The 23307-nt window shown below is 71.6% G+C and carries 22 protein-coding genes; 14 read left to right on the top strand and 8 right to left on the bottom strand.

Annotated features, from left to right (window positions below; translation table 11 throughout):
• Window positions 1–3 precede the first annotated feature (3 nt).
• Window positions 4–348, bottom strand: coding sequence for an SsgA family sporulation/cell division regulator (locus ABZV77_RS29715; RefSeq protein ID WP_356263206.1), 345 nt, complete (start codon window positions 346–348; stop codon window positions 4–6).
• Between the two features lie 197 nt (window positions 349–545).
• On the opposite strand from ABZV77_RS29715, the gene ABZV77_RS29710 reads away from it, so the two are divergent.
• Genes ABZV77_RS29710 through ABZV77_RS29695 form a run of 4 tightly spaced genes read left to right on the top strand, consistent with a single transcriptional unit; the run spans window position 546 to window position 4387 of the window.
• Window positions 546–1601 carry an energy-coupling factor ABC transporter permease gene (locus tag ABZV77_RS29710; protein WP_356263204.1) on the top strand — a complete coding sequence of 352 codons (1056 nt, stop codon included), beginning with the start codon at window positions 546–548 and terminating at the stop codon, window positions 1599–1601.
• A gap of 1 nt (window position 1602) precedes the next feature.
• A complete protein-coding gene (gene cbiQ / locus ABZV77_RS29705) occupies window positions 1603–2364 on the top strand; it encodes a cobalt ECF transporter T component CbiQ (RefSeq protein WP_356263201.1) in 762 nt (253 codons plus the stop codon).
• Window positions 2352–3152, top strand: coding sequence for an ABC transporter ATP-binding protein (locus tag ABZV77_RS29700; RefSeq protein WP_356263199.1), 801 nt, complete (start codon window positions 2352–2354; stop codon window positions 3150–3152). Before cbiQ ends, ABZV77_RS29700 begins: the two co-directional genes overlap by 13 nt.
• Before the next feature lie 47 nt (window positions 3153–3199).
• A complete protein-coding gene (locus ABZV77_RS29695) occupies window positions 3200–4387 on the top strand; it encodes a serine hydrolase domain-containing protein (RefSeq protein WP_356263196.1) in 1188 nt (395 codons plus the stop codon).
• Window positions 4388–4740: 353 nt separating this feature from the next.
• On the opposite strand, the gene ABZV77_RS29690 is transcribed toward ABZV77_RS29695, so the two are convergent.
• Window positions 4741–5016, bottom strand: coding sequence for a hypothetical protein (locus ABZV77_RS29690; RefSeq protein ID WP_356263193.1), 276 nt, complete (start codon window positions 5014–5016; stop codon window positions 4741–4743).
• Window positions 5013–5537, bottom strand: coding sequence for a hypothetical protein (locus ABZV77_RS29685; protein WP_356263190.1), 525 nt, complete (start codon window positions 5535–5537; stop codon window positions 5013–5015). Before ABZV77_RS29685 ends, ABZV77_RS29690 begins: the two co-directional genes overlap by 4 nt.
• Window positions 5538–5622: 85 nt before the next feature.
• Between ABZV77_RS29685 and ABZV77_RS29680 the strand changes: the two genes are divergently transcribed.
• Window positions 5623–5979, top strand: coding sequence for a helix-turn-helix transcriptional regulator (locus ABZV77_RS29680; RefSeq protein ID WP_356263187.1), 357 nt, complete (start codon window positions 5623–5625; stop codon window positions 5977–5979).
• Window positions 5976–6632 (top strand): permease prefix domain 1-containing protein, encoded by a 657-nt coding sequence (locus ABZV77_RS29675; RefSeq protein WP_356263185.1) that lies wholly within the window; start codon window positions 5976–5978, stop codon window positions 6630–6632. The genes ABZV77_RS29680 and ABZV77_RS29675 overlap by 4 nt, the downstream gene beginning before the upstream one ends.
• 36 nt (window positions 6633–6668) lie before the next feature.
• Here the strand turns inward: ABZV77_RS29675 and ABZV77_RS29670 are convergent, their stop codons facing one another.
• From ABZV77_RS29670 to ABZV77_RS29650, 5 genes are all read right to left on the bottom strand, one after another.
• Window positions 6669–7520: a DMT family transporter gene (locus ABZV77_RS29670; protein ID WP_356263182.1), complete on the bottom strand. Its 852-nt coding sequence runs from the start codon at window positions 7518–7520 to the stop codon at window positions 6669–6671.
• Window positions 7517–8125 (bottom strand): YbaK/EbsC family protein, encoded by a 609-nt coding sequence (locus ABZV77_RS29665; RefSeq protein ID WP_356263180.1) that lies wholly within the window; start codon window positions 8123–8125, stop codon window positions 7517–7519. Before ABZV77_RS29665 ends, ABZV77_RS29670 begins: the two co-directional genes overlap by 4 nt.
• Window positions 8126–8254: 129 nt before the next feature.
• Window positions 8255–9922, bottom strand: a complete 1668-nt coding sequence (locus ABZV77_RS29660) for a penicillin-binding transpeptidase domain-containing protein (protein ID WP_356263178.1) — start codon at window positions 9920–9922, stop codon at window positions 8255–8257.
• Between the two features lie 173 nt (window positions 9923–10095).
• Window positions 10096–11727, bottom strand: a complete 1632-nt coding sequence (locus ABZV77_RS29655) for a penicillin-binding transpeptidase domain-containing protein (protein ID WP_356263175.1) — start codon at window positions 11725–11727, stop codon at window positions 10096–10098.
• Window positions 11728–11895: 168 nt separating this feature from the next.
• The gene (locus ABZV77_RS29650; RefSeq protein WP_356263172.1) at window positions 11896–13635 is read right to left on the bottom strand and encodes a phospholipid carrier-dependent glycosyltransferase; all 1740 of its coding nucleotides are present in this window, start codon (window positions 13633–13635) and stop codon (window positions 11896–11898) included.
• A 95-nt stretch (window positions 13636–13730) separates the two neighbouring features.
• Here ABZV77_RS29650 and rsmI point away from each other — a divergent pair, with 95 nt between their 5' ends.
• The 8 genes from rsmI to ABZV77_RS29610 all read left to right on the top strand — a co-directional run bounded on the left by rsmI (window position 13731) and on the right by ABZV77_RS29610 (window position 23302).
• Window positions 13731–14594, top strand: a complete 864-nt coding sequence (gene rsmI, locus ABZV77_RS29645) for a 16S rRNA (cytidine(1402)-2'-O)-methyltransferase (protein WP_356263615.1) — start codon at window positions 13731–13733, stop codon at window positions 14592–14594.
• A 209-nt stretch (window positions 14595–14803) separates the two neighbouring features.
• Complete coding sequence (locus ABZV77_RS29640) at window positions 14804–15223, top strand: hypothetical protein (RefSeq protein ID WP_356263170.1); 420 nt, start codon at window positions 14804–14806, stop codon at window positions 15221–15223.
• Between the two features lie 53 nt (window positions 15224–15276).
• Complete coding sequence (locus ABZV77_RS29635) at window positions 15277–16152, top strand: TatD family hydrolase (protein ID WP_356263167.1); 876 nt, start codon at window positions 15277–15279, stop codon at window positions 16150–16152.
• Window positions 16153–16285: 133 nt separating this feature from the next.
• Window positions 16286–17659 (top strand): ubiquitin-like domain-containing protein, encoded by a 1374-nt coding sequence (locus tag ABZV77_RS29630; RefSeq protein WP_356263164.1) that lies wholly within the window; start codon window positions 16286–16288, stop codon window positions 17657–17659.
• A gap of 25 nt (window positions 17660–17684) precedes the next feature.
• Window positions 17685–18551: a 16S rRNA (adenine(1518)-N(6)/adenine(1519)-N(6))-dimethyltransferase RsmA gene (rsmA, locus tag ABZV77_RS29625; protein ID WP_356263161.1), complete on the top strand. Its 867-nt coding sequence runs from the start codon at window positions 17685–17687 to the stop codon at window positions 18549–18551.
• Entirely contained in the window at window positions 18548–19435 is an 888-nt protein-coding gene (locus ABZV77_RS29620) for a 4-(cytidine 5'-diphospho)-2-C-methyl-D-erythritol kinase (RefSeq protein WP_356263159.1), read from the top strand. Before rsmA ends, ABZV77_RS29620 begins: the two co-directional genes overlap by 4 nt.
• Before the next feature lie 81 nt (window positions 19436–19516).
• Entirely contained in the window at window positions 19517–21331 is a 1815-nt protein-coding gene (locus ABZV77_RS29615) for an ABC-F family ATP-binding cassette domain-containing protein (RefSeq protein ID WP_356263156.1), read from the top strand.
• Window positions 21332–21490: 159 nt separating this feature from the next.
• The gene (locus ABZV77_RS29610) at window positions 21491–23302 is read left to right on the top strand and encodes a PQQ-binding-like beta-propeller repeat protein (protein ID WP_356263153.1); all 1812 of its coding nucleotides are present in this window, start codon (window positions 21491–21493) and stop codon (window positions 23300–23302) included.
• Window positions 23303–23307 lie beyond the last annotated feature (5 nt).

Below are 23307 nucleotides of genomic sequence, written 5' to 3'. Positions count from 1 at the left end.
GCCCTAGTGGGTGATCGGGGTGGCGGTCGTGTGGGTGCGGCGCAGGAAGCGGATCAGGGCCGACGCGTCGAACTGCACGACCGTCACCCCGTCCGGTTCGTGGAACTCCACGACGGTCTGGACCCGTCCGCACGGCCATACGTGCACGTTGCCCGAGGTGACGGGCGCCCGCAGCCCCCGCTCCAGGAGCTGCCGGTCGAAGACCCGATGAGGAGCTCCGGGGAGGCCGATCCGCACCGCGTGCGGGTCGGCCTCCGCGTCGTAGTGGAGGATGACGGGGACGGCGCGGTGGCCCTCGGAGGAGTCCGTGACGAGGTGGGCGCGGGCGTACTGCTCGACTGCGGACATCGCTGGGCTCCTCATCCTTACGGGCGCTTCCTCACTAATGTCCCATATGTACGATGCTTCGCCGCGGCCGGTCGTGGCGGTCGGCGTAGTTGAATCGGGACCGACGCGCTCTTGCAAGCCGTTTGCAACAGAGCACTATCATTGAACGGTTCACGAGCCGTCCGCCCTGCCCAGGGCCCCTGCCCAGGAGCGCGCGCATGCATGTCCCCGACGGGTTCATCAACGTCCCGGTCTCCGCCGCCGCCGGGGTCGTCGCCGCCGGCGCCGTCGCCGTCAGCCTCAAGGGCGCCCGGCGCGAACTGGACGAGCGGACCGCCCCGCTCGCCGGTCTCGTCGCCGCCTTCATCTTCGCCGTGCAGATGCTGAACTTCCCCGTCGCGGCGGGCACCAGCGGGCACCTCCTCGGCGGCGCGCTCGCGGCGATCCTCGTCGGACCCTTCACCGGGATCCTCTGCGTCTCCGTCGTCCTGCTCATGCAGGGCGTGCTCTTCGCGGACGGCGGCCTGACCGCGCTCGGCGTGAACATATCGGACATGGCGCTCGTCACGACCGTCGTCGCCTACCTCGTCTTCCGCGGCCTGGTGAAGGTGCTGCCCCGCGGCCGCCGCTCGATCACCGTCGCCTCCTTCGCCGCCGCCCTGCTTTCGGTGCCCGCCGCCGCGGTCGCCTTCACCTTCATCTACGCCCTCGGCGGCACCACCGACGTCCCCATCGGCAAGGTCGCCACCGCGATGGTCGGCGTCCACGTCCTCATCGGCATCGGCGAGGCCGCCATCACCGCCCTCACCGTCGGCGCGGTCGTCGCCGTACGACCTGACCTGGTGTACGGGGCCCGGGGCCTGACCCAGCCGCTCAAGCTGCGCGTCGCCGGGGAGCTGGTGGACGCACCCGCCGCCGAACCGGCGCCCGTCGCCGCCCGGTCCACCCGCAAGGTGTGGATCGCGGGCATCGTCGCCTCCCTCGTCCTCGCGGGCTTCGTCAGCTTCTATGCCTCGGCCGACCCCGACGGCCTGGAGAAGGTCGCCCACGACAAGGGCATCGACAAGAAGGCCGAGGAGCACGCCTCCGCGGACTCTCCGCTCGCCGACTACGGCGTCAAGGACATCACCGACGCCCGCATCTCCGGCGGCCTCGCGGGCGTGATCGGCGTCGGCGTCACGGTCGTCGCGGGGTCCGCGGTCTTCTGGGGGCTGCGCCGCCGCCGTACGAGCGACTCCTCCCCGACCGCCGTGCCGGAATCGGAACAGGTCTGACATGGGCGCGGGCCACGCCCACCGGCTCTACCGGCACGGCCACTCGCCGGTGCACACCCTGCCTCCGCACACCAAGCTCGCCGCGGTCCTCTGCTTCGTGATCGTCGTGGTCTCCACGCCGCGCGAGGCGATGTGGGCCTTCGGTCTTTACGCGCTGCTGCTCGGCGTGGTCGCGTACGCCGCCCGTGTCCCGGCCGGATTCGTGCTGAAGCGGCTGCTGATCGAGATCCCGTTCGTGGCGTTCGCCGTGCTGCTGCCGTTCGTCGCCCAGGGCGAGCGCGTCGACGTGCTCGGCCTCTCCCTCAGCGTCAACGGACTCTGGGGCGCCTGGAACGTCCTGGCCAAGGGGACGCTGGGCGTCGCCGCTTCGGTGCTGCTCGCCGCCACGACGGAGCTGCGCGAGCTCCTGCTCGGACTCCAGCGGCTCAAGCTGCCGCCGCTGCTCGTCCAGATCGCCTCCTTCATGATCCGGTACGGCGATGTGATCACCGACGAGATGCGCCGCATGAAGATCGCCAGGGAGTCGCGCGGCTTCCGGGCTCGGGGCGTGCGGCAGTGGGGCGTCCTCGCCAAGTCCGCGGGGGCGCTCTTCATCCGCTCGTACGAGAGGGGGGAGCGGGTGCACCTGGCGATGGTCAGCCGGGGGTACGCGGGGTCGATGCCGGTCATCGACGACATCACGGCTTCCCGCGCCCAGTGGACGTACGCGCTGACTCTGCCCCTGACCGCTCTCGTCGTATGCCTGTTGGGATGGACGCTGTGACCGCTGTGCCCCCTGTGACTTCTGTGGCCGATGTGGCCGACGCTGCGTCTCTTGAGGTCTCGGGCCTCGCCTTCGCCTATCCGGACGGTCACCAGGCCCTCTTCGGCGTCGACTTCACCGTCGGGCGCGGCGAGCGCGTCGCCCTGCTCGGGCCGAACGGCGCGGGCAAGACGACGCTCGTCCTGCACCTGAACGGCATCCTGACCGGCGGCGCGGGCAGCGTGCGGGTCGCCGGTCTGCCCGTCGGCAAGACGCACATGGCGGAGATCAGGCGCATGGTCGGCATCGTCTTCCAGGACCCGGACGACCAGCTGTTCATGCCGACCGTGCGCGAGGACGTGGCCTTCGGGCCCGCGGCGGCCGGGATGCGGGGGCCCGAGCTGGAGGCGCGGGTGCACAAGGCGCTGGGGCAGGTGGGCATGGCGGAGTTCGCGGACCGCCCGCCGCACCACCTCTCCTTCGGGCAGCGGCGCAGGGTGGCGGTCGCGACGGTGCTCGCGATGGAGCCGGAGATCCTCGTCCTGGACGAGCCGTCCTCCAACCTCGACCCGGCCTCGCGCCGCGAACTCGCGGACATCCTGCGGTCGCTGGACGTGACGGTCCTGATGGTCACGCACGACCTGCCGTACGCGCTGGAGCTGTGCCCCCGCGCGCTGATCCTCAGCGAGGGCGCCATCGCGGCGGACGGCTCCACGGGTGAGCTGCTCTCCGACGAGGAGCTGATGGGGGCGCATCGCTTGGAACTTCCCTTTGGCTTCGATCCGAAGTCGGTGAGGGTGACGGGCTAGGGAATCGACGGCGAGAAGTCGCTGTTGCCCTTGTTATGGACGACGTCATGGACGTAATAGGTGGGGTGCACGGCACGGTGGCCGCCGGTTTTGAGCCGGTGCGGGACGCGTTCGTGCGCAACTTCGGCGAGCGCGGGGAGCGGGGCGCGGCGGTGACCGTGTACCGCGACGGGCGTCGGGTCGTGGATCTGTGGGGCGGTACGAAGGACGTCGACGGGGACCTTGCTTCCTCCGGGGGCGCCCCTTGGGAGCGGGGCACCGCGCAGATCGTCCGCTCGGCGACCAAGGGCGTCGCGGCGGCCGCGCTGCTCCTGCTGCACCAGCGGGGCGAACTGGACCTGGACGCGCCGGTCGGCTCCTACTGGCCGGAGTTCAAGGCGCGCGGCAAGGAGCGTGTTCTCGTACGTCACGTCCTCGCGCACCGTGCCGGTGTGCCCGCCCTGGACCGCCCGCTGACGCCCGCCGAGGCGCTCGACCCGGACCTCTCCGCCGCGGTGGTCGCGGCGCAGGCCCCCTTCTGGGAACCCGGCGAGGACCACGGCTACCACGCCCAGACGTACAGCTGGCTCACCGGCGAACTGGTGCGGCGCGTGACGGGCAGGCCCGTCGGGGAGTGGATCGCGGCCGAGATCGCGCGGCCGCTCGGGCTCGACCTGTGGCTGGGAGTGCCGGAAGCGGAGGCGGGCCGGGCCGGTCGGCTGGGCCGCATCGAGGCTCCGGCGGGGCCGGGCGGGCTCCGGGTGCGGCCCAAGCGGAACGTGGCGGAGGCGTATGCGGACGCGGACTCGCTGACCCGTCGTGCGTTCGGCGCGATCGACCCCACGCCGGACGAGAACGACCCGGCCTACCGGGCGGCGGCGCTGCCTGCGTCCAACGGTGTCGCTACGGCGGACGGCCTGGCCCGCTTCTACGCGGGGCTGATCGGTGACGTGGAGGGTGGGCGGCGCCTGTTCACTCCTGCCACGGTCGAGCTGGCGCGGGCGGAGGCGTCCGCGGGGCCGGACCGCGTCCTTGTCGTCGGCACGCGCTTCGGCCTCGGCTACATGCTCCACGGGGCGGCGTCGCCGCTCCTCGGTCCCGGCTCCTTCGGCCACCCCGGCCGTGGCGGCGCCCTCGGCTTCGCCGACCCGGAGTCGGGGCTGGCCTTCGGCTACGTCACGAACGGCATGAACAAGGGCGTGACGGCGGACCCGCGGGCCCAGTCCCTGGTCCGGGCCCTCCGAGACTCCCTGTAACCGTCGGGGGCCCCGGTCCTCCGCGACGCTCTGCGGGGCAGGAGCCCCAACCCCACCGCTCCGCGGCGGATCCATCCCACCCACCCACCCGTTTGCCCCGCACCGCCCCGCGGACGCAGGAGCCCCAACCCCGCCGCTTCGCGGCGGATCTATCCCACCCGCCCACCCGTTTGCCCCGCACCGCCCCGCAGACGTAGGAGCCCCAACCTCCCGCCGCTCCGCCCCGCCCGGCGACCTCGCACCCGACCGCACCTCATCCCTCGGCACCGCCCCCGCCACCGGCTGCCGGTCGGAGCCACCGGGCAGGCCCCCCTTTCCCCCCGGCCCGGCCGGAGCCCTCGGCCCGCCCCCGCTCAGCCAGTCCTCTCCACCCTCCCCGCCCTCTCGACCCCACGCAGGACCAACAGCCCCCCGACGCCCGGTACGACAGCGCGCCACCGCGTCCCCGGTGACGCCGTGGACGGCAGCAGCCACGTGGCCGCGATGACCACCAAGTACGCCGTGCCGTGCAGCGGGCCCAGCAGTCCCGAGAGTGGACGGGCGTGGACCGTGAGCAGGTTGGCGAAGAGGAGGATCAAGGACGCGGCCTCGACCACCGCCGCGATGCGGAGCGTGCGCACGGCGGTCACGCCCCCGTCGTGGAGCCGGGGCGGACGATCATCAGGACGGTGACCGCAGCCCAGAGGACGTTGAAGATGCCGGTCAGCATCGTGAGGCGGGCCGCCGTCGGGCGCGCGGTGTCCGGCACGGGCACGGGCACGGGCTGCCTCCCATCGCCCCGCTCCGCCGGATCCCGCACGTCCGCCATGTCCAGCAGGCTTCGCTGGCCCGGAAGGATGGCCAGCGCCAGGAGCGCCGCGGCGATCGTCGTCAGGAGGAGCGACGCGATCAGCCAGGCGTCGGTGAGGACGCCGAGCTGCGCGGCCGTGGCGATGCCGAATACGGGTACGGCGAGGCCTGCGACGGCGTAGGCGCGGCAGACGCGGTGCAGGAGCGCGGCGATTCCGGGTGCCCGGTCGCCGTCACCCGACTCCCCGTCGACCCCCAGCGCCCGCAGCGCGTAGCGCGGAAACATCGACGCGGCGACGGTGATCGACCCGACGGCCAGGATCGCCGCGAGGACATGTACGGACAGCAGGAATTTCGTCACGGCGGGACCTCGACCTCCAGGACGCAAATATGTTGGCTGCCAATACATACACTGCCAACGCCTCCTTTGTGTAGGCTGCCTACTCATGAAGGCGGATGCGGTGCGAGGGCACCTCGACGGACTGCTGCTGGCCGTGCTGGAGCCGGGCCCGCTGCACGGGTACGCGATCATCACCGCGGTGCAGCGCCGCAGCGGCGGCGCGCTGGAGTTGCGTACGGGCACGATCTATCCGGCGCTGAACCGCCTGGAGCGGCTCGGTCTGCTGAGCAGCAGCTGGGAGTCGGCGTCCGGTGAGCGGCGCCGCAGGGCGTACGAGTTGACCGACGCGGGACGGGCTTCGCTGACCGGTGAACGGGCGGCGTGGACGGAGTTCACGACGGCGATCGGCGCGGTCCTGAATCCGGGCACGCAGCCGGGTACGCAGCCGGGCCTGGCCACATGAGCGTCGCGGCGCCCCGGGACCCCGTCGAGGAGCACGTGGCGAGGCTGAGTGCGACCCTGCTGGGCCCGCCCAGGGCCAAGTCCCGCCTCCTGGAGGAAATGCGGGACGGCTTGCTGGGCACGGCGGAGGCGCTCGTGGAGTCGGGCGTACCGGAGGCGGAGGCGGCCCGCCTCGCGGTACGGGACTTCGGCACGGTCGAGGAGCTGGCCCCCGCCTGCCAGCATGAACTGACCATCGCCCAGGCGCGGCACACGGCCCGGACGCTCACGCTGACGGTCCCGTTCCTGCTGGCCTGTTGGTATCTGGCGCGGGGCGACCTGCTCTGGCAGCAACTGGCAGCGCACCTGGCCCTGATCGCCACGCTGGCCGCCCTGCTGGCGGCGGCAACGCTGGCGGCCACGGGCGCCCTGGCCCGCCGCCTGCCCACCCCGCACCGCCTGCCGCTGACGGTCGCATGGGTCGGCACGACGGCCAGCGCGGCCATGGCGGTGGCGGCCCTCTCCCTGACCGTCGCGGCGGTCCTCGCCACGAACTGGCTCCTGCTGGCAGCGGCGGGCGTCCTGGCGGCGGCGTCCCACGCGGTGGTGGCGACATCGGTGAGGGCGTGCCGCCGCTGTGTGGGACTGAGCCCAGCACAACCGGCGGCGGGCTGACCCGGGGACTGCCTGGCCCCCTACGCCAAGCCCCCACTACCCCGCATGCAACATCAACCCGATCCCCGCCACCATCAGCCCCGCCGCCACCAACCGCGGTGCCCCGAACCGTTCCTTGAAGAAGATCGCGCCGATCGCCGCGCCGACGATGATCGAGGACTCGCGGAGTGCGGAGATCGGTGCCAGGTCCGCTCTCGTCTGGGCCCACAGGACCAGGCCGTACGCGGAGACCGAGAGGGCCGCGCCGCAGAGGCCGACGAGGGCGAACGGGCGCAGGCGCGGGATCAGTTCGCCGCGCCAGCGGTACGCCGCGTACACCGGGACCGCGATGCCCTCCATGATCATCAGCCACGCGATGTAGCCCATGGAGGAGCCGGAGGCCCGTACGCCGAGGCCGTCCACCACCGTGTACGCCGCGATGGAGACGCCCGTCGCCAGCGCCGCGCCGATCGCCGCCCAGTCGGGGCGGCGGCCCGAGCCCCGGATGCCCCACAGGGCGAGGCCCGTCAGGCCCGCGCACGAGACGGCGACGCCCGCCGCCTGCCAGCTGTCCGGGACCTCGCCCGCGAAGAGCGCCGCGAGGACGGTGACGACCAGGGGCGCCGTGCCGCGCGCGATGGGGTAGGCCTGGCCGAAGTCGCCGAGCTTGAACGACCGCATGAGCAGGGCGTAGTAGGCGACGTGGAGGAGTGCCGAGAAGATCAGGTACGGCCAGGCCTCCGCGTCCGGGATCGGGACGAAGGGGGCCAGGAGCAGGCCGATCAGCGTGCCGCCGCCGGATATGAGGGTGAAGCCGACCAGCTTGTCGGTGATGTGGTGGGCTATCGCGTTCCAGCACGCGTGCGTGACGGCGGCGAGCAGGACGGCCGCCGCTACCAGGGGGGTCACTTCGCGGTCTCGCGCACGTCCACCAGCGTGCCGCCCGCGTGGGCGATCAGCGTCTTGGGTGCCATCGGGAAGACCGCATAGGGCGTACCTGCCGCCGCCCACACCACCTCGTGGTCCAGGAGCGAGCGGTCGGCGAGGACGCGGGTCCTCGTGGCGTGACCGAAGGGCGGCACGCCGCCGATCGCGTACCCAGTGGTCTCGCGGACGAGGTCCGCCCTGGCCCGGGTCACCTTCTCCGCGCCCAGTTCCTGGCGTACGAGATCCAGGTCCACTCGCGAGGAGCCGTCCATCAGGACCAGGACGGGGACGCCTCCCCCAAGCTCTCGACCTTGCTCGAGCAGGGGGGACCCCCATGCCGCGAAGATGAGCGACTTGCAGATCTCGCTCAGCTCGCAGCCGATGGCCGCTGCCGCCTCCGCCGCGGTGCGCGTCTGCTCCGGGAAGCGGCGGACCCGGGGAAGCAGATCGCCGAGGCCCAGTTCCAGCAGGGCCTCGGCGAATCGGGGGTGGGCGTCGGACGGGGATGCGGATGCGGATGGGGACGGTGACGGTGACGGTTCAGGGGCGTCGGGTGCGTCGGGCGCACCGGGTGCTTCAGCGCTCATGCCCGGCACGCTAGCGGTCCGTGTACGAGGCACGCGACCATGTATCCGCATAGCGGACAGCGGCGTCCACCGAGTGAGCGTCCGTCGAGTGACCGTCCGCCGAGTGACCTCAGCCCCCGGCCGGGAGCATCAACCGCCCGCCTGCAGCATCGCCCGCACCACAGGCCCCGCCGAGTCCCCGCCGTGGCCGCCCTCCTGGACGACCGCCGCCGACGCCAGGTCGCCCCGGTACGCCGTGAACCAGCCGTTGGGCTTCTTCTGGCCGTCGACCTCCGCCGAGCCGGTCTTCGCGCCCATGTCGGAGCCGAGGCCCGACATCGGCTCGACCGCCGTGCCCGCGACCGCCGTGTAGTGCATCAGGTCCCGCAGCGCCGACGCCGTCGAGCCCGACATCTTGCGCGACGCGGTCGCCAGCTCGCGGTCGTCGACGTCCGGCGAGACCAAGTAGGGCTGCCTGAACGTGCCCGACTTCACCGTCGCCGCGACCGACGCCATGTTGAGGGGGTTCATCCGCACCCCGCCCTGCCCGATGAGCGAGGCCGCCATCTGGGCGTCGCTCTGCACCGGCACCGCTCCGTCGAAGGACGAGACGCCGATCGACCAGTTGTCGCGGCCGAGGCCGAAGACCTCCTGGGCCTGCTTGGTGAGGGAGTCGTTCTCCAGCTTCTTGGCCTGGCTGATGAAAGCCGTGTTGCAGGACCGCGCGAAGCTCGCCCGGAACGTGCCGTTCTTGATCTGGAACTTGTCGTCGTTCTGGAACTTCCAGCCGCCGTACGTCTCGTACTTGGGGCACGGGTGCTTCTTGTCGACCCCGGCGAGCTTCTTCTCCAGGAGCATCGACGAGCTGATGACCTTCATCGTGGAGCCGGGCGCGATGGACCCCTGGAACGCCGTGTTGAAGCCGCCGGGTCTGGAGTTGGCGGCGGCCAGGATCTCGCCCGTGCTGGGCTTCACGACGACCACGGACGCCCGCTGCCGCTTGGTGGTCTCGCGCTCGGCGGCCGACTGCAGCGAACCGCTGAACGTCGTCTTCAGCGTCCCCGGCGTGCCGGGGGAGAGCGTGAGCAGCGTCTTGTCGGGCGTCGACTTCGCGTCGTCCTTCTTCTTCGCCGTGGCGGACCCGGACTTCTTCCCGCTGTCCGCGCGGACCACCCGCAGCTCGACGCCCGCCTTGCCGCCCGCCTTCTTGCCGTACTTCTCGCGCAGCCCGTCGAGGACCGTGCCCAGCGACGGGTACTTCGCCGCCGTCAGCTCCGCCCCGTCCCGGTCCACCGCCTTGATCGGCGGGTCGCCCGCCTCGCCGGTGACCAGCCGGTCGCCCTGCTTCAGCTCCGGGTGCAGCACCGAGGGCTGCCAGCCGACCAGCGTCTTGCCGTCGCTCTTCCTGCGGACGACGGTGAGTTCGGACTCGTACGAGAGGGGCTTGCTCTTTCCCTCGTACGAGACCGTGGCCGCCGCCTTGAACGGCACGTCGGCGCCCGCGCGCTTGCCCGGCGTCAGGACGGGCTTCGTGAGGTGGGCGTCCTTGCGGTAGGACGTCAGGGCCTGCTTCGCCGCCGTGGTGTCGTCCGTGAGCGCGGCCGCCCGCGCCACATCGCCCTCGGCCCACGCGGTCAGGAACGCCCGCGCGGTGGAGCGGACTTCGGCGGGCTTCGGCGGGCCCGAGGCCACCGGCTTCTCGTCGACGCTCGAACCGTCCCCGGAACCCGAGCCGCCGGACAGCGCGAACGCGGCGGCCCCCACGCCGCACACGACCACGGCAGCCGCCCCGCCGAGCACACCCGGGTGCACCTTCATGTTTCCGACGCCGACGCCGGCACTCTTGCGCTCCGTGGCGCGCCTTCGCTTGCCCACAAACCCTCCGCAGTTCCCCAGAACCCCCGGCTCCTCACCGGAAGGCCACCTTAGAGGCGTACGGAGAAGCCCTTGACCACTTCGTCGCCCGGCCGGGCGACGCACGCCCGGACCTATTACCCTGCGCCCAGCACCGCCGCCACGATCGGCCCCGCCGAGTCGCCGCCGTGCCCGCCCCGCTCCGCCATCGCGGCCGCCGCGACGTCGCCCCGGTATCCCGTGAACCAGCTGTCCGACGTCTCGTGGCCGTCGATCTCGGCCGATCCGGTCTTCGCGCCGACGTCGCTGCCGAGCCCCGCCATGGCGCGTGCGCCGGTGCCGCTGACCGCCGTGCGGTTCATCATCTGGCGCAGCTGCTGGACGGTGGAGGCGCGCAGGCCCTGCGCGGTGGCCAGGTCGCGGTCGTCGAGGGACGCGGGCACGATCACGGGCTGGTGGAAGGCGCCCGTCATCGCCGTCGCCGTGACCGACGCCATGTTCAGCGGGTTCATCTGCACCTCGCCCTGACCGATGGCGTTCGCCGCACGGTTGGGCCCGGTGGACTCGGGGATGCGGCCGTCGAAGGTCGGGACACCGACCTTCCAGTCGCCCCGGCCCAGACCGAAGTTGTTCCGCGCCTGCTCGGAGAGCGACGCGTCCGAGACGCCGTCCTCGTCGATGAGCTTCACGAACGCGGTGTTGCAGGACCGCGCGAAGTCCTCCGAGAACGTCGCGGACTCGTTCGGCGTCATGCCCTTGAGGTTGTTGAACGTCTGGCTCTGCCAGGTCGCGGACGCGGGGCAGGGCGCGGGGCCGCTCGCCTTGGTGACGCCCTTGTCGATGAGCATCGCCGCCGACACGATCTTCATCGTCGAGCCGGGCGGACTCGTGCCGAGGAACGCCGCGTTGAACGCGTCCTTGCGGTTGTTGGCGACCGCGAGGATCTCGCCGGTGCTCGGCTTCACCGCGACCACGGAGGACTCGTCGCTCCGCAGGACCGCCTGCTCCGCCGCCTTCTGCGTGCCCGCGCTGAGCGTCGTGCGCAGCTTGCCGGGCCTGCCCTGCGCGAGGGTGAGCAGCGTGCGGGAGCCCGCGTCCTCGTTCGCGCGCTCGACGTACAGCTCCACGCCCGGCTTGCCGCCCGCGCTCTCTCCGTACTTCTCGCGCAGTGCGTCCAGCAGAGGCACGAGCGAGGGGTAGTCCTTCTTGCGCAGGACGGTGCCCGCGCGGTCCACGGCCTGGATGGGCGGGGTGGCCGCCTCGCCCGTGACGAGGGTGTCGCCCTTCTCCAGCGAGGGATGGACGACGGCCGGTGACCAGTCGACGAGCGCGCGCCCGGTGGTCTTCCCGCGGACGACGGTGAGCTGGGAGTCGTACGCGAAGGGCTTGCTCTTCCCCTTGTACGACACCGTTGTCGAAACGGAGAACGGCACGCGGGCGCCCGACGCCTTCTCCGGCACGAGCTTCGCCTTCGTCAGGTGTGCGTCCTCGCGGAACCCGGTCAGCGCGGCCGCGGCCTCCCCGGAGTTGTTCGTGTACGCCGCGGCCTGCCGGGCGTCGCCGTCGGCCCAGGCCGCGAGGAACTTCGCGGCCGTCTCCCTGACCTCGTCGTCCGTGGGCGGCCCCGACTTCACCTCGGCGGACTCGGACCCCGGCGAACCCCCGTCCCCGGTCACGCCGTTCACCAGGTTGTACGCGCCGTATCCGGCGCCCCCCACCATGACCGTGAAGACCCCGCCGACCAGCGCGGCCTTTACTCCTTTGCGCACGATGCGCCCCCTCCCCAGGAGCCCTCCCGAACGTATTCGGGAAGGTCGTTCGCCCTGAACCCTAAAGGGCCCGGGGGGACGAGGGTGATGTATGGGACTGTCGTTATCCGAAGGTGTCCAAGATGTGTATTACACCGGGTGTACGCGGGGTCTATTGCGCGCGGTGGATTACACCCACGTATCGAGCCACATGCGGGAGCGCCAGGAATCGATGGGGATCGCGGTGCCCGTGTAGATCGGCCAGAAGTAGATGAAATTCCACATGATGAGGAGCACCAGAACGCCCGACGCGGCCGCGCCCACGACCCGGCGCCGCTCACTCGACCCCGGCGGCCCGAGCATCGCACCGATCGTCATCGCCACCGCGAGACACAGGAACGGCACGAAGACGACCGCGTAGAAGTAGAAGATCGTCCGCTCCTGGTAGAAGAACCAGGGCAGATAGCCCGCCAGGACGCCGCACAGGATCGCGCCCGCCCGCCAGTCGCGGCGGAACATCCACCGCCACAGGACGTACAGGAGCGCGAAGCCCGCCGCCCACCACAGCATCGGCGTGCCGAGCGCGAGGACCTCGCGGGCGCACTTCTCCGTGGTGTCCGAGGGGCAGCCGTCCCTGCCGGGCAGCGGCGACTCGTAGAAGTACGAGACGGGCCGGCCGTCGACGATCCAGCTCCACGGGTTGGACTGGTAGGTGTGCGGCGAGGAGAGGCCCACGTGGAACTCGTACACCGCGTGCTCGTAGTGCCACAGGCTGCGCACCCAGTCCGGCAGCCAGGTCCAGCCGCCGCCCTTGCCCGCCGTCGCCGCCCAGTCGCGGTAGTAGCCGCCGCTGCCGTCCGCGGGCGAGAGGATCCAGCCGAGCCAGGACACCACGTACGTGGCCAGGGCCACCGGCACCGTCGACACGAACGCCGGGAGCACGTCCCGCCGCAGCACCGCGCGGTAGGGCCGCACCGCCCCGGCCACCCGGCGCGCGCCCACGTCCCAGAAGACGGTCATCAGACAGAGGAAGACCATGACGTACAGGCCGTTCCACTTGGTGCCGAAGGCGAGCCCCAGGCAGAGCCCGGCCGCCCACCGCCACGGCCGCCACCCCAGGCGCAGCGTCTGTGCGATGTCCGCGTCGGGGCGCACGCGCCCGTTCTCGTCGACGGGCAGGGCGGCCGCGAGCCGCGCCCGCGCCTTGTCCCGGTCGATCAGGAAGCACCCGAACGCGGCGAGCACGAAGAACATCAGGACCTGGTCGAGCAGGGCCGTGCGGCTCATCACGAAGTGCAGCCCGTCCACCGCGAGCAGCGCGCCCGCCAGACACCCGAGGAACGTGGAGCGGAAGAGCCGCCGCCCGATCCGGCAGAGCATCAGCACCGACAGCGTGCCGAGCACCGCCGTCATGAACCGCCAGCCGAACGGGTCGAAGCCGAACATCCATTCGCCGACGCCGATCACGTACTTGCCGACCGGCGGATGCACCACGTACGACGCGTCGTGCGGGATCGCGATGTCGCCGCCCTGCTTCAGGACGTCGCCGTTGATCTTCTCCGGCCAGTTGACCTCGTAGCCGCGGTGGATGAGCGCCCAGGCGTCCTTCGCGTAGTACGTCTCGTCGAATATCACGGCCTTCGGATTGCCGAGGTTCCAGAAGCGGGTCACCCCGGCGACGAGCGTGATCAGCAGCGGACCGACCCAGCCGGACAGCCGGACCACCTGGTCCGCGGCCCGCCTCGACAGACCGAGCGTCATCCACAGGCGGGGGCTGGGCCGTGTGTAGGCGGGCACGAGGCGCGCCCCGACGTCTTCTCTCGGCCGCTCCACATGGCCGAATCGGCGCAGCCGCCGCTGCCACGGGGGCTGCTGCTCCTCGGCTGCCTGGCCCTCACGGGTGTCCGGGGAAGACGCGGTACTGGTCACCGCGCCATCGTAGGGAACCAGACTGTGCGAGTCCCGCCCGTGGGCCCTGCGAGGATGGATCCGTGACAGGAAGCGCTGATTCCCCCGGAACCCTTGTGTTGGCAGGCACCCCCATCGGCGATGTCGCCGACGCGCCGCCGCGGCTCGCCGCCGAGCTGGCGTCGGCCGATGTCGTCGCCGCCGAGGACACGCGGCGGCTGCGCAGGCTCACCCAGGCGCTCGGCGTGCAGGTGGGCGGGCGCGTCGTCTCGTACTTCGAGGGCAACGAGACCGCCCGCACGCCCGAACTGGTCGAGGCACTGGTGGGCGGCGCGCGCGTGCTGCTGGTGACGGACGCGGGGATGCCGTCCGTCTCCGACCCCGGCTACCGCCTGGTCGCGGCCGCCGTGGAGCGGGACGTGCGGGTGACGGCCGTGCCCGGCCCGTCCGCCGTGCTCACCGCCCTCGCCCTGTCGGGGCTGCCCGTGGACCGCTTCTGCTTCGAGGGCTTCCTGCCGCGCAAGGCGGGCGAGCGGCTCTCGCGCCTGAAGGAGGTCGCGGAGGACCGCAGGACGCTCGTCTACTTCGAGGCGCCGCACCGCATCGACGACACGCTGGTCGCCATGGCCGAGGCGTTCGGCGAGGAGCGCAGGGCCGCGGTCTGCCGCGAGCTGACCAAGACGTACGAGGAGGTCAAGCGCGGTTCGCTGAAGGAGCTCGCCGAGTGGGCGGCCGACGGCGTACGTGGCGAGATCACCGTCGTCGTGGAGGGCGCGCCCGAGAAGAGCGCCGGGGATCTCGGCCCCGATGAGCTGGTGCGCAGGGTGCGGGTGCGCGAGGAGGCGGGCGAGCGACGCAAGGAGGCGATCGCCGCGGTGGCCGCTGAAGCGGGCCTTCCCAAACGCGACGTCTTCGATGCCGTCGTAGCGGCAAAGAATGCGGATCGAGGCGCCCCATCGGCAGGCAAAGGACTATCGTGAAAAGCAAAGCGCGGGCCGCGCACCAGGCTCTTTTCAGGCCTCTTTCCTAAGGAAAGGCCAAAACGGCTCCAATGCTCGACAGGTCTGATGCGCTCGCTCCGGGAAAGGCGTCCACTGGTTGAAGGGACGCACCCGTCCCCACGCTTCCGGTCCGGGATCCTTCCCGGACTCCGGCAGTGCTTGTCCCTCGGGCAAGAGGAGCAGCTGGCATGAGTGAGATCGCAGACACCGGCCACCCCACCACGGCGACAAACGTCGTTCACGAGTCGTATGCCTTCGCCTGTATGCGGTGCGGGCACGGCTGGGAACAGTCCTACGAGATAGAGCACCACGTGGACGTCAAGGGCCAGGAATTCGTGCTGTACCACGCGGACGGCGCGCGCGTCCCGTCGCCGCTGACCCGGCCCACGTGTCTGAACTGCGGTGGCCACGTCGTGCGGATCATGCGGGCCGGGCAGGTGTCGTCGGTGCTGGACATGATGCGGCGGCAGCACGCGGGCAAGAGCGTGGGGAAGCAGGCAGGGCCCGTGGACGCGGTCGAGCCGGGCGGTGACGGCGACGGCTCGGAGCGTCACCACTGGCACCTGTCCGACCTGCTGCACCCCTTCCAGCACCGCAGGGAGCACTGAGGGCGGCGGGGGGTTTCGGGGGCGGTCCGCGGGCTCCTTCGTAGGATCGGGGCATGCCTTCGAAGAACGCCGACGTGCCGCCGCCCCTGCCCGCACCGCTCCGGGTGGCGGTCGCCGACTCCCACACCCACCTCGACATGCAGTCGGGCACGGTGGAGGAGGGCCTCGCCAAGGCCGCGTCGGTCGGCGTCACGACGGTCGTCCAGGTGGGCTGCGACGTCCGCGGATCACGGTGGGCGGCCGAGACCGCCGCCGCGCACGACAGCGTGCACGCCACCGTCGCCCTGCACCCCAACGAGGCGCCCCGCATCGTCCTCGGCGACCCCGACGGCTGGTCCCGCCAGGGCGAACGTGCGCCCGGCGGCGACGCCGCCCTCGACGAGGCGCTCGCCGAGATCGACCGGCTCGCCGCCCTGCCGCAGGTCCTCGGCGTCGGCGAGACGGGCCTCGACCACTTCCGCACCGGCCCCGAGGGCATGGCCGCCCAGGAGCGGTCGTTCCGCGCCCACATCGAGATCGCCAAGCGGCACGGCAAGGCCCTCGTCATCCACGATCGCGAGGCCCACGACGATGTGCTGCGCGTCCTGAAGGAGGAGGGCGCCCCCGAGCGCACCGTCTTCCACTGCTACTCCGGCGACGCCGCCATGGCCCAAATCTGCGCCGAGCACGGCTACTTCATGTCCTTCGCGGGCAACGTCACCTTCAAGAACGCCCAGGGGCTGCGCGACGCGCTGGCCGTCGCCCCCCTCGAACTGGTCCTCGTGGAGACCGACGCGCCGTTCCTCACGCCCGCCCCGTACCGCGGACGGCCCAACGCCCCGTATCTCATTCCGGTCACGGTGCGCGCCATGGCCGAAATTCGCGGCATCGACGAGGACGCCATGGCCACGGCCGTCTCCGCGAACACCGCGCGCGCCTTTGCTTACTGACCGATAACGCCACGGGCCCCGCACGGGGGCAGCTCAGGTCAACGCGGCGACACAGCGTAGCCGTGCTGCTTTGGAGAGTGACGAGAGCTCCGCTAGGTTCTGTCCGCCCGGTACGGACCCCTGGAGCGTCATCGTGAGCAACTCGCAGTACGAGACGTACGAGACGGCGTACGAAACGACGTACGCCCCGGCGTACGAGCCGCGGTACAGCCCGCCGTCGTACGAGCCCTCGTACGAGCCCTCGCACGACGAGTGGCAGGACGTGCCGTACCCCTACGAGGCACCGGATCCGGGGCCGGACCCGGCTCCAGAACCTGAACCCGAACCGGACTGCGTGCAGATTCCCGCCCCCGGGCGGGCCGGGGCGCGGCGCGGCGGGCGCGGCAGGAAGTCCTCCCGCGGGGCCGCGGCCCCCGAACGGCACGACGCGATGCGGCGCCTGGTGCCGCAGGCCCTCGTCGTGGCGTTCCTCGCCGGTGGCACGTCCGCGTTCGTCGCCAACGACAAGGCCGTGCAGCTCATCGTCGACGGCAAGCCGCGCACCCTGCACACCTTCGCGGACGACGTCGGTGAACTCCTCGCCGACGAGGGCGTGGCCGTCGGCGACCACGACATCGTCGCGCCCACCTCCAGTACCGCCCTGGCCAGCGGCGACGAGATCGCCGTCCGCTACGGCAGGCCCGTCCACCTCACCCTCGACGGGGAGCGCCGCCGGGTGTGGACCACGGCGCGCACGGTGGACGGGGCGCTGCAGCAGCTCGGGGTGCGCGCGGAGGGCGCACACCTGTCGGCGTCGCGCAGCAGCCGCATCGGGCGGGACGGGCTGGCGCTCGACGTCCGCACGGAACGCACCGTCACGATCATGGCGGACGGCCGGGAGCGGACCATCCGCACGAACGCGGCGACCGTGCAGGAGGCGGTCGCCGAGTCCGGGGTGACGCTGCGGGGGCAGGACACGACGTCGGTCGCCCCCGAGAGCTTCCCGCGCGACGGCCAGACGGTGACCGTCATGCGGGTCACCGGCACCAAGGAGGTGCGGGAGGAGCAGATCCCGTTCGAGGTGGAGAAGACCGAGGACCCGTCGCTCTTCCGCGGCACGGAGGTGGTGGCGCAGGCCGGGCAGGAGGGCGTCAGACGGGTCACGTACACGGTGCGGACGGTGAACGGCGTCAAGCAGAAGCCGAGACGGGTCGGGGCCGAGGTGGTGCGGGAGCCGCAGAAGCGGGTGGTGAAGGTCGGCACCAAGCAGATGCCCATGTCGGTGGCCGGGGCGGACGACCTCAACTGGGGTTCGCTCGCGCACTGCGAGTCGGGCGGGCGGGCCGGGGCGGTGGATCCGTCCGGGACGTACGGCGGCCTCTACCAGTTCGACACGAGGACGTGGCAGGCGCTCGGCGGCTCGGGCAGCCCGCAGCACGCACCGGCGGCGGAACAGACGTTCCGGGCGAAGAAGCTGTACGTCCAACGCGGCGCGAGCCCGTGGCCGCACTGCGGCGGTCGGCTGTAGGTGCCTGCCCCCGTAACCTGGTGCGGTGAGCACTGAGCACGGCGCCCTCCTCGGCCCCGCCGACATCCGCGAGCTGGCCGCTGCCCTGGGCGTACGCCCGACCAAGCAGCGCGGCCAGAACTTCGTCATCGACGCCAACACCGTACGGCGCATCGTCCGCACCGCGGAGGTCCGCCCGGACGACGTCGTCGTCGAGGTCGGCCCGGGCCTGGGGTCCCTGACCCTGGCCCTGCTGGAGACCGCGGCCCACGTCACCGCCGTCGAGATCGACGACGTGCTCGCCGGGGCGCTGCCCGCGACCGTGCAGGCCCGCCTCCCGCAGAAGACCGGCTCCTTCGGGCTCGTGCACAGCGACGCCATGCTCGTGGGCGAGCTGCCGGGCCCCGCGCCCACCGCACTGGTCGCGAACCTCCCGTACAACGTGGCCGTGCCCGTGCTGCTGCACATGCTCGACACCTTCCCGACCATCGAGCGCACCCTGGTGATGGTGCAGGCCGAGGTCGCCGACCGGCTCGCCGCGGGACCGGGCTCGCGGGTGTACGGGGTGCCGTCCGTGAAGGCCAACTGGTACGCGGACGTGAAGCGCGCCGGGTCCATCGGGCGCAACGTCTTCTGGCCCGCGCCCAACGTCGACTCCGGGCTCGTCTCCCTGGTGCGGCGCGCCGAGCCGGTCAAGACCAGCGCCTCCAAGCGGGAGGTCTTCGCCGTCGTCGACGCCGCCTTCGCGCAGCGCAGGAAGACGCTGCGGGCCGCCCTCGCCGGATGGGCCGGGTCCGCCGCCGCCGCGGAGGCCGCGCTGGTCGCCGCGGGGGTCTCGCCGCAGGCGCGCGGCGAGGCGCTCACCGTGGAGGAGTTCGCGCGGATCGCTGAGCACAAGGGGGCCGGGGCGTGAGCGTGACGGTACGGGTTCCCGCGAAGGTCAACGTCCAGCTCGCGGTGGGCGCCGCGCGCCCCGACGGCTTCCACGACCTCGCCAACGTCTTCCTCGCCGTCGGGCTCTACGACGACGTCACCGTCACGGCCGCCGACGAGCTGCGGGTGACCTGCGAGGGGCCCGGCGCCGACCAAGTGCCCCTGGACCGGACGAACCTGGCCGCCAGGGCCGCGGAGCTGCTGGCCGCCCGGCACGGGATCGCCCCCGACGTGCACCTGCACATCGCCAAGGACATTCCCGTCGCCGGTGGCATGGCGGGCGGCAGCGCGGACGCCGCGGGCGCGCTCGTGGCGTGCGACGCGCTGTGGGGGACCGGGGCCAGCTACGGGGAACTGAACGACATCTGCGCCGAGCTCGGCAGCGACGTGCCGTTCAGCATGCTGGGGGGCGCCGCGCTCGGCACCGGGCGCGGGGAGAAGCTGGAGGTGCTGGACGTCGGGGGCGCCTTCTCCTGGGTGTTCGCCGTCGCCGACGGCGGCCTCTCCACGCCCGCCGTGTACCGCGAGTTCGACCGGCTCACCCCGGCCGCGCCCGCCCCCGAGGCCTCGCCCGCCCTGATCGCCGCCCTGCGCGACGGTGACGTCGACGCCCTCGCCGCCGCGGTCAGCAACGACCTGCAGCCCGCGGCCCTGTCCCTCTTCCCCGCCCTGCACGACACCCTCGCGGCGGGCACGGCGGCGGGCGCCCTCGCCGCGCTGGTCTCCGGATCGGGCCCGACCACGGCGTTCCTCGCCCGGGACCTGGACTCCGCGGAGCGGGTGGCGGACGCGCTGCGGGCATCCGGCACCTGCCGTGCGGCACGCGTCGCCCAGTCGCCCGCACCGGGCGCGATGCTGCTCTGATCCCTCCGGGCGGACGGCCGAAGGGTCACTCGCGCGGGCGACTACGCTGGAAAGTCGATCGTCCCCCCTGTCAGGAGTGAAATGGCCGTCAATCTGGTCAATGTCGAGGCAGTCAGCAAGGTGTACGGCACCCGTGCCCTGCTCGACGGTGTCTCGCTCGGTGTGTCCGAGGGGGACCGGATCGGCGTCGTGGGGCGCAACGGCGACGGGAAGACGACCCTGATCCGGATGCTCGCCAAGCTGGAGGACGCGGACACCGGCCGCGTCACGCACAACGGCGGGCTGCGGCTCGGCGTGCTGACGCAGCACGACTCACTCGACCCGGCCGCCACCGTCCGGCACGAGGTCATCGGCGACATGGCCGACCACGAGTGGGCGGGCAGCGCCAAGATCAGGGACGTGCTGACCGGGCTCTTCGGCGGGCTCGACATGCCGGGCTTCCCGCAGGGGCTCGACACCGTCATCGGCCCGCTCTCCGGCGGCGAGCGGCGGCGCATCGCGCTCGCGAAGCTGCTCATCGCGGAGCCGGACCTGATCGTGCTCGACGAGCCGACCAACCACCTCGACGTCGAGGGCATCTCGTGGCTGGCCGAGCACCTGCGGACGCGGCGCTCGGCGCTCGTCTGCGTGACGCACGACCGCTGGTTCCTCGACCAGGTGTGCACCCGCATGTGGGACGTGCAGCGGGGTTCCGTCTTCGAGTACGAGGGCGGGTACTCCGACTACGTCTTCGCGCGCGCGGAGCGTGAGCGCATCGCCGCCACCGAGGAGACCAAGCGGCAGAACCTGATGCGCAAGGAGCTGGCCTGGCTGCGCCGCGGCGCTCCGGCCCGCACCAGCAAGCCGAAGTTCCGCATCGAGGCGGCGAACGAACTGATCGCGGACGTGCCGCCGCCGCGGGACACCAGCGAGCTGATGAAGTTCGCGACGACGCGGCTCGGCAAGACCGTGTTCGACCTGGAGGACGTCACCGTCCAGGCCGGGCCCAAGCTGCTCCTGAAGCACCTGACCTGGCAGCTCGGCCCCGGCGACCGCATCGGCCTGGTCGGTGTGAACGGCGCGGGCAAGACGTCGCTGCTGCGCGCCATGGCCGAGGCCGCCCGCAGCGAGGGCGACGTGCAGCCCGCGGACGGCAAGGTCGTCGTCGGCAAGACGGTGAAGCTGGCCTACCTCTCGCAGGAGGTCGCCGAGCTGCGGCCGACGCTGCGGGTCCTCGAAGCCGTGCAGCAGATCCGCGAGCGCGTCGACCTGGGCAAGGGCCGGGAGATGACCGCGGGGCAGCTCTGCGAGACGTTCGGGTTCAACAAGGAGAAGCAGTGGACGCCGGTCGGCGACCTCTCCGGCGGTGAGCGGCGCAGGCTGCAGCTGCTCCGCCTCCTGATGGACGAGCCGAACGTCCTCTTCCTCGACGAGCCCACCAACGACCTCGACATCGAGACCCTGACGCAGTTGGAGGACGTGCTCGACGGGTGGCCGGGCTCCATGGTCGTGATCTCCCACGACCGGTTCTTCGTCGAGCGGACGACGGACAAGGTGTTCGCGCTTCTGGGTGACGCCACGATGCGGATGCTGCCGCGCGGCATCGACGAGTACCTGGAGCGCAGGAAGCGGATGGCGGCGGCCGCGGCCCCGTCGGCTCCCGCGGCCGCCCCCGCGCAGTCCGCGGCGGCGAAGACGGTCTCCTCCGCGGACGCCCGTGCGGCCAAAAAGGAACTGCAGAAGATCGAGCGGCAGCTGGACAAGGTCTCCGAAAAGGAGACCAAGCTCCACGCACAAATCGCCGACAACGCCACGGACTTCGCGAAGGTCGCTAAACTGGACGCCGAGCTCCGTGAACTGATCGGCGAGCGCGACGAGTTGGAAATGCGCTGGTTGGAGCTGGCGGAGGACGCGTAGAGCTCCCGTGGAGCTCGCGTAACGGACGCATCACGGGCCGGTCCTCCCTTGGGTACAGGGACAGGACCGGCCCCGTGTGGTACGGGTGCAAGGTGATAGAAAGGCTGACCTGAAAGCACCCTTTGGCGTGCCGAAAAATCAGTGAAGGGGGGAGCGCTGATGACTCAGCCGCCCAACCAGCCGTCGTCCGGCGGTTTCGGAGCACCGCAGGATCCAGGCCAGGCAGGTGCGCAGCAGCCACCCGGTCAGCCACCACAGCCACCGGGCCAGCCGCCGCAGCAGCCCCAGCCGGGATACGGCTACCCGCAGCAGCCCCAGCCGGGTTACGGCTATCCCCAGCAGCCCGGCCCGTACGGCCAGCCGACGCAGCAGGGCCCCTACGCCCAGCCGCAGCAGCCGGGCCCCTACGGCCAGCCGCAGCAGCCCGGCCCCTACGACCAGCCGACGCAGCCCGGTCCGTACGGCAACCAGCCGCAGTACGGATATCCGCAGGCGCCGACGCAGCCGCAGTTCCCCGGCCCCGGCACCCCGCCCGGCGGCGGCAACGGCAACGGCAAGCGCAACAAGCTCGTGGTGATCGTTGCCGCGGCCGTGGCCGCGCTGCTCGTCGCGGGCGGTGTCACGTATGCCGTCGTCAGCGGTGACGACGGCGGCGAGAAGAAGCCCGAGGCGAAGAACAAGGATCCAAAGCCCACCGCCTCCGCCCCGGTCAACCCGGGCAACGGCAGCGGCGACGGCCACGAGGGCAAGGAGAACCTCAACGCGGGCCGCAAGGCCGGTGAGGCGAAGGTCCTCTGGTACAAGGAAGCGCCCAAGGTGCCCGGCTCCGGCGGCGACGCCCCGGGCATGTGGATCCAGGGCGACATCGTGGTCAAGGCCGCGTACAAGCAGCTCCTCGCCTACAACGTGCAGACCGGCAGGACCGCTTGGAAGGCCATCGAGTTCCCGGAGAAGATCTGCGCCGCGACCGAGACGGCCACCGATGACGGCAAGATCGTCGTCGCGTACAAGGACGGCTCGCAGAGCGGCGCCGAGTGCAACCAGATGCAGGTCGTCGACCTGAAGACCGGTGACAAGGGCTGGGGCAAGCCGGTCAAGAAGGAGGGGCTGTTCGACTCGGCCCTCTCCAGCAACCTGGAGCTCGTCGGCGACGTGCTGATGGTCGGCCGCGACCAGTCCGGCACGGCGCTGCGGATGAGCGACGGCAAGAAGCTCTATGTCGCGAAGAAGAAGGACGAGGGCACCTGCTTCCCCAACGGCTTCGCCGGTGGCAAGAAGCTCATCATGGCCCTGTCCTGCGGCGCGAGCACGCCCACCGAGCACGACGAGCTCCAGCAGCTCGACCCGAAGACCGGGCGCGCCCTGTGGACCAAGAAGTTCCCCAAGGGCTGGCGGGTCGAGAAGGTCTACTCGGTCAGCCCCACGGTCGTGTACCTCACCAATGAGAGCAAGAAGAAGTGGAACGTCTCGGTGCTGAAGGAGAACAGCGACGAGACCCGTTCCGAGGTCATCACCGACGAGAACTACGCGCCGGAGTGCGACACCGCGATCCTCGGCCGTGAGCTGGCGGGCTGCCTGGGCGTGACGACGGACGACCAGTACATCTACCTGCCGACCGACAAGAAGAGCGGCGCCAACGAGATCGTCGCGTTCAGTCTGGCCACCGGCAAGGAGGCCTGGCGGGTCAAGTCGCCGATGGACGAAACGATGCTTCCGCTGAAGATGGAGGACGGCTCGCTGATCGCGTACGTGAAGCCGTCGTACGACTCCGGCGGCCGCGTGGTCTCCATCGCGACGTCCGGTTCGCACCAGCCCAAGACCCTTCTGCAGCACCCCAAGGGCACGTCGCGGATCGAGAGCGGCTTCTACTCGAAGGACGTCGACTACGTGGACGGTCGCTTCTACATCTCGACCACCAACATCATGCGCACCACCACGCAGGCGAAGCTGATGCTCGCCTTCGGCAAGTGACGCGC

Source organism: Streptomyces sp. NPDC004732, assembly GCF_040609235.1.
GTDB lineage: Bacteria > Actinomycetota > Actinomycetes > Streptomycetales > Streptomycetaceae > Streptomyces.
This window is presented reverse-complemented; position numbering and strand designations above follow the sequence as displayed.

Excerpts from the sequence above, each read along its gene's own strand:
- ABZV77_RS29715 (WP_356263206.1), bottom strand. The coding sequence starts at position 348 with ATGTCCGCAGTCGAGCAGTACGCCCGCGCCCACCTCGTCACGGACTCC.
- ABZV77_RS29710 (WP_356263204.1), top strand. The coding sequence starts at position 546 with ATGCATGTCCCCGACGGGTTCATCAACGTCCCGGTCTCCGCCGCCGCC.
- cbiQ (WP_356263201.1), top strand. The coding sequence starts at position 1,603 with ATGGGCGCGGGCCACGCCCACCGGCTCTACCGGCACGGCCACTCGCCG.
- ABZV77_RS29700 (WP_356263199.1), top strand. The coding sequence starts at position 2,352 with ATGGACGCTGTGACCGCTGTGCCCCCTGTGACTTCTGTGGCCGATGTG.
- ABZV77_RS29695 (WP_356263196.1), top strand. The coding sequence starts at position 3,200 with ATGGACGTAATAGGTGGGGTGCACGGCACGGTGGCCGCCGGTTTTGAG.
- ABZV77_RS29680 (WP_356263187.1), top strand. The coding sequence starts at position 5,623 with ATGAAGGCGGATGCGGTGCGAGGGCACCTCGACGGACTGCTGCTGGCC.
- ABZV77_RS29675 (WP_356263185.1), top strand. The coding sequence starts at position 5,976 with ATGAGCGTCGCGGCGCCCCGGGACCCCGTCGAGGAGCACGTGGCGAGG.
- ABZV77_RS29665 (WP_356263180.1), bottom strand. The coding sequence starts at position 8,125 with ATGAGCGCTGAAGCACCCGGTGCGCCCGACGCACCCGACGCCCCTGAA.
- ABZV77_RS29660 (WP_356263178.1), bottom strand. The coding sequence starts at position 9,922 with ATGAAGGTGCACCCGGGTGTGCTCGGCGGGGCGGCTGCCGTGGTCGTG.
- ABZV77_RS29640 (WP_356263170.1), top strand. The coding sequence starts at position 14,804 with ATGAGTGAGATCGCAGACACCGGCCACCCCACCACGGCGACAAACGTC.
- ABZV77_RS29635 (WP_356263167.1), top strand. The coding sequence starts at position 15,277 with ATGCCTTCGAAGAACGCCGACGTGCCGCCGCCCCTGCCCGCACCGCTC.
- ABZV77_RS29615 (WP_356263156.1), top strand. The coding sequence starts at position 19,517 with ATGGCCGTCAATCTGGTCAATGTCGAGGCAGTCAGCAAGGTGTACGGC.
- ABZV77_RS29610 (WP_356263153.1), top strand. The coding sequence starts at position 21,491 with ATGACTCAGCCGCCCAACCAGCCGTCGTCCGGCGGTTTCGGAGCACCG.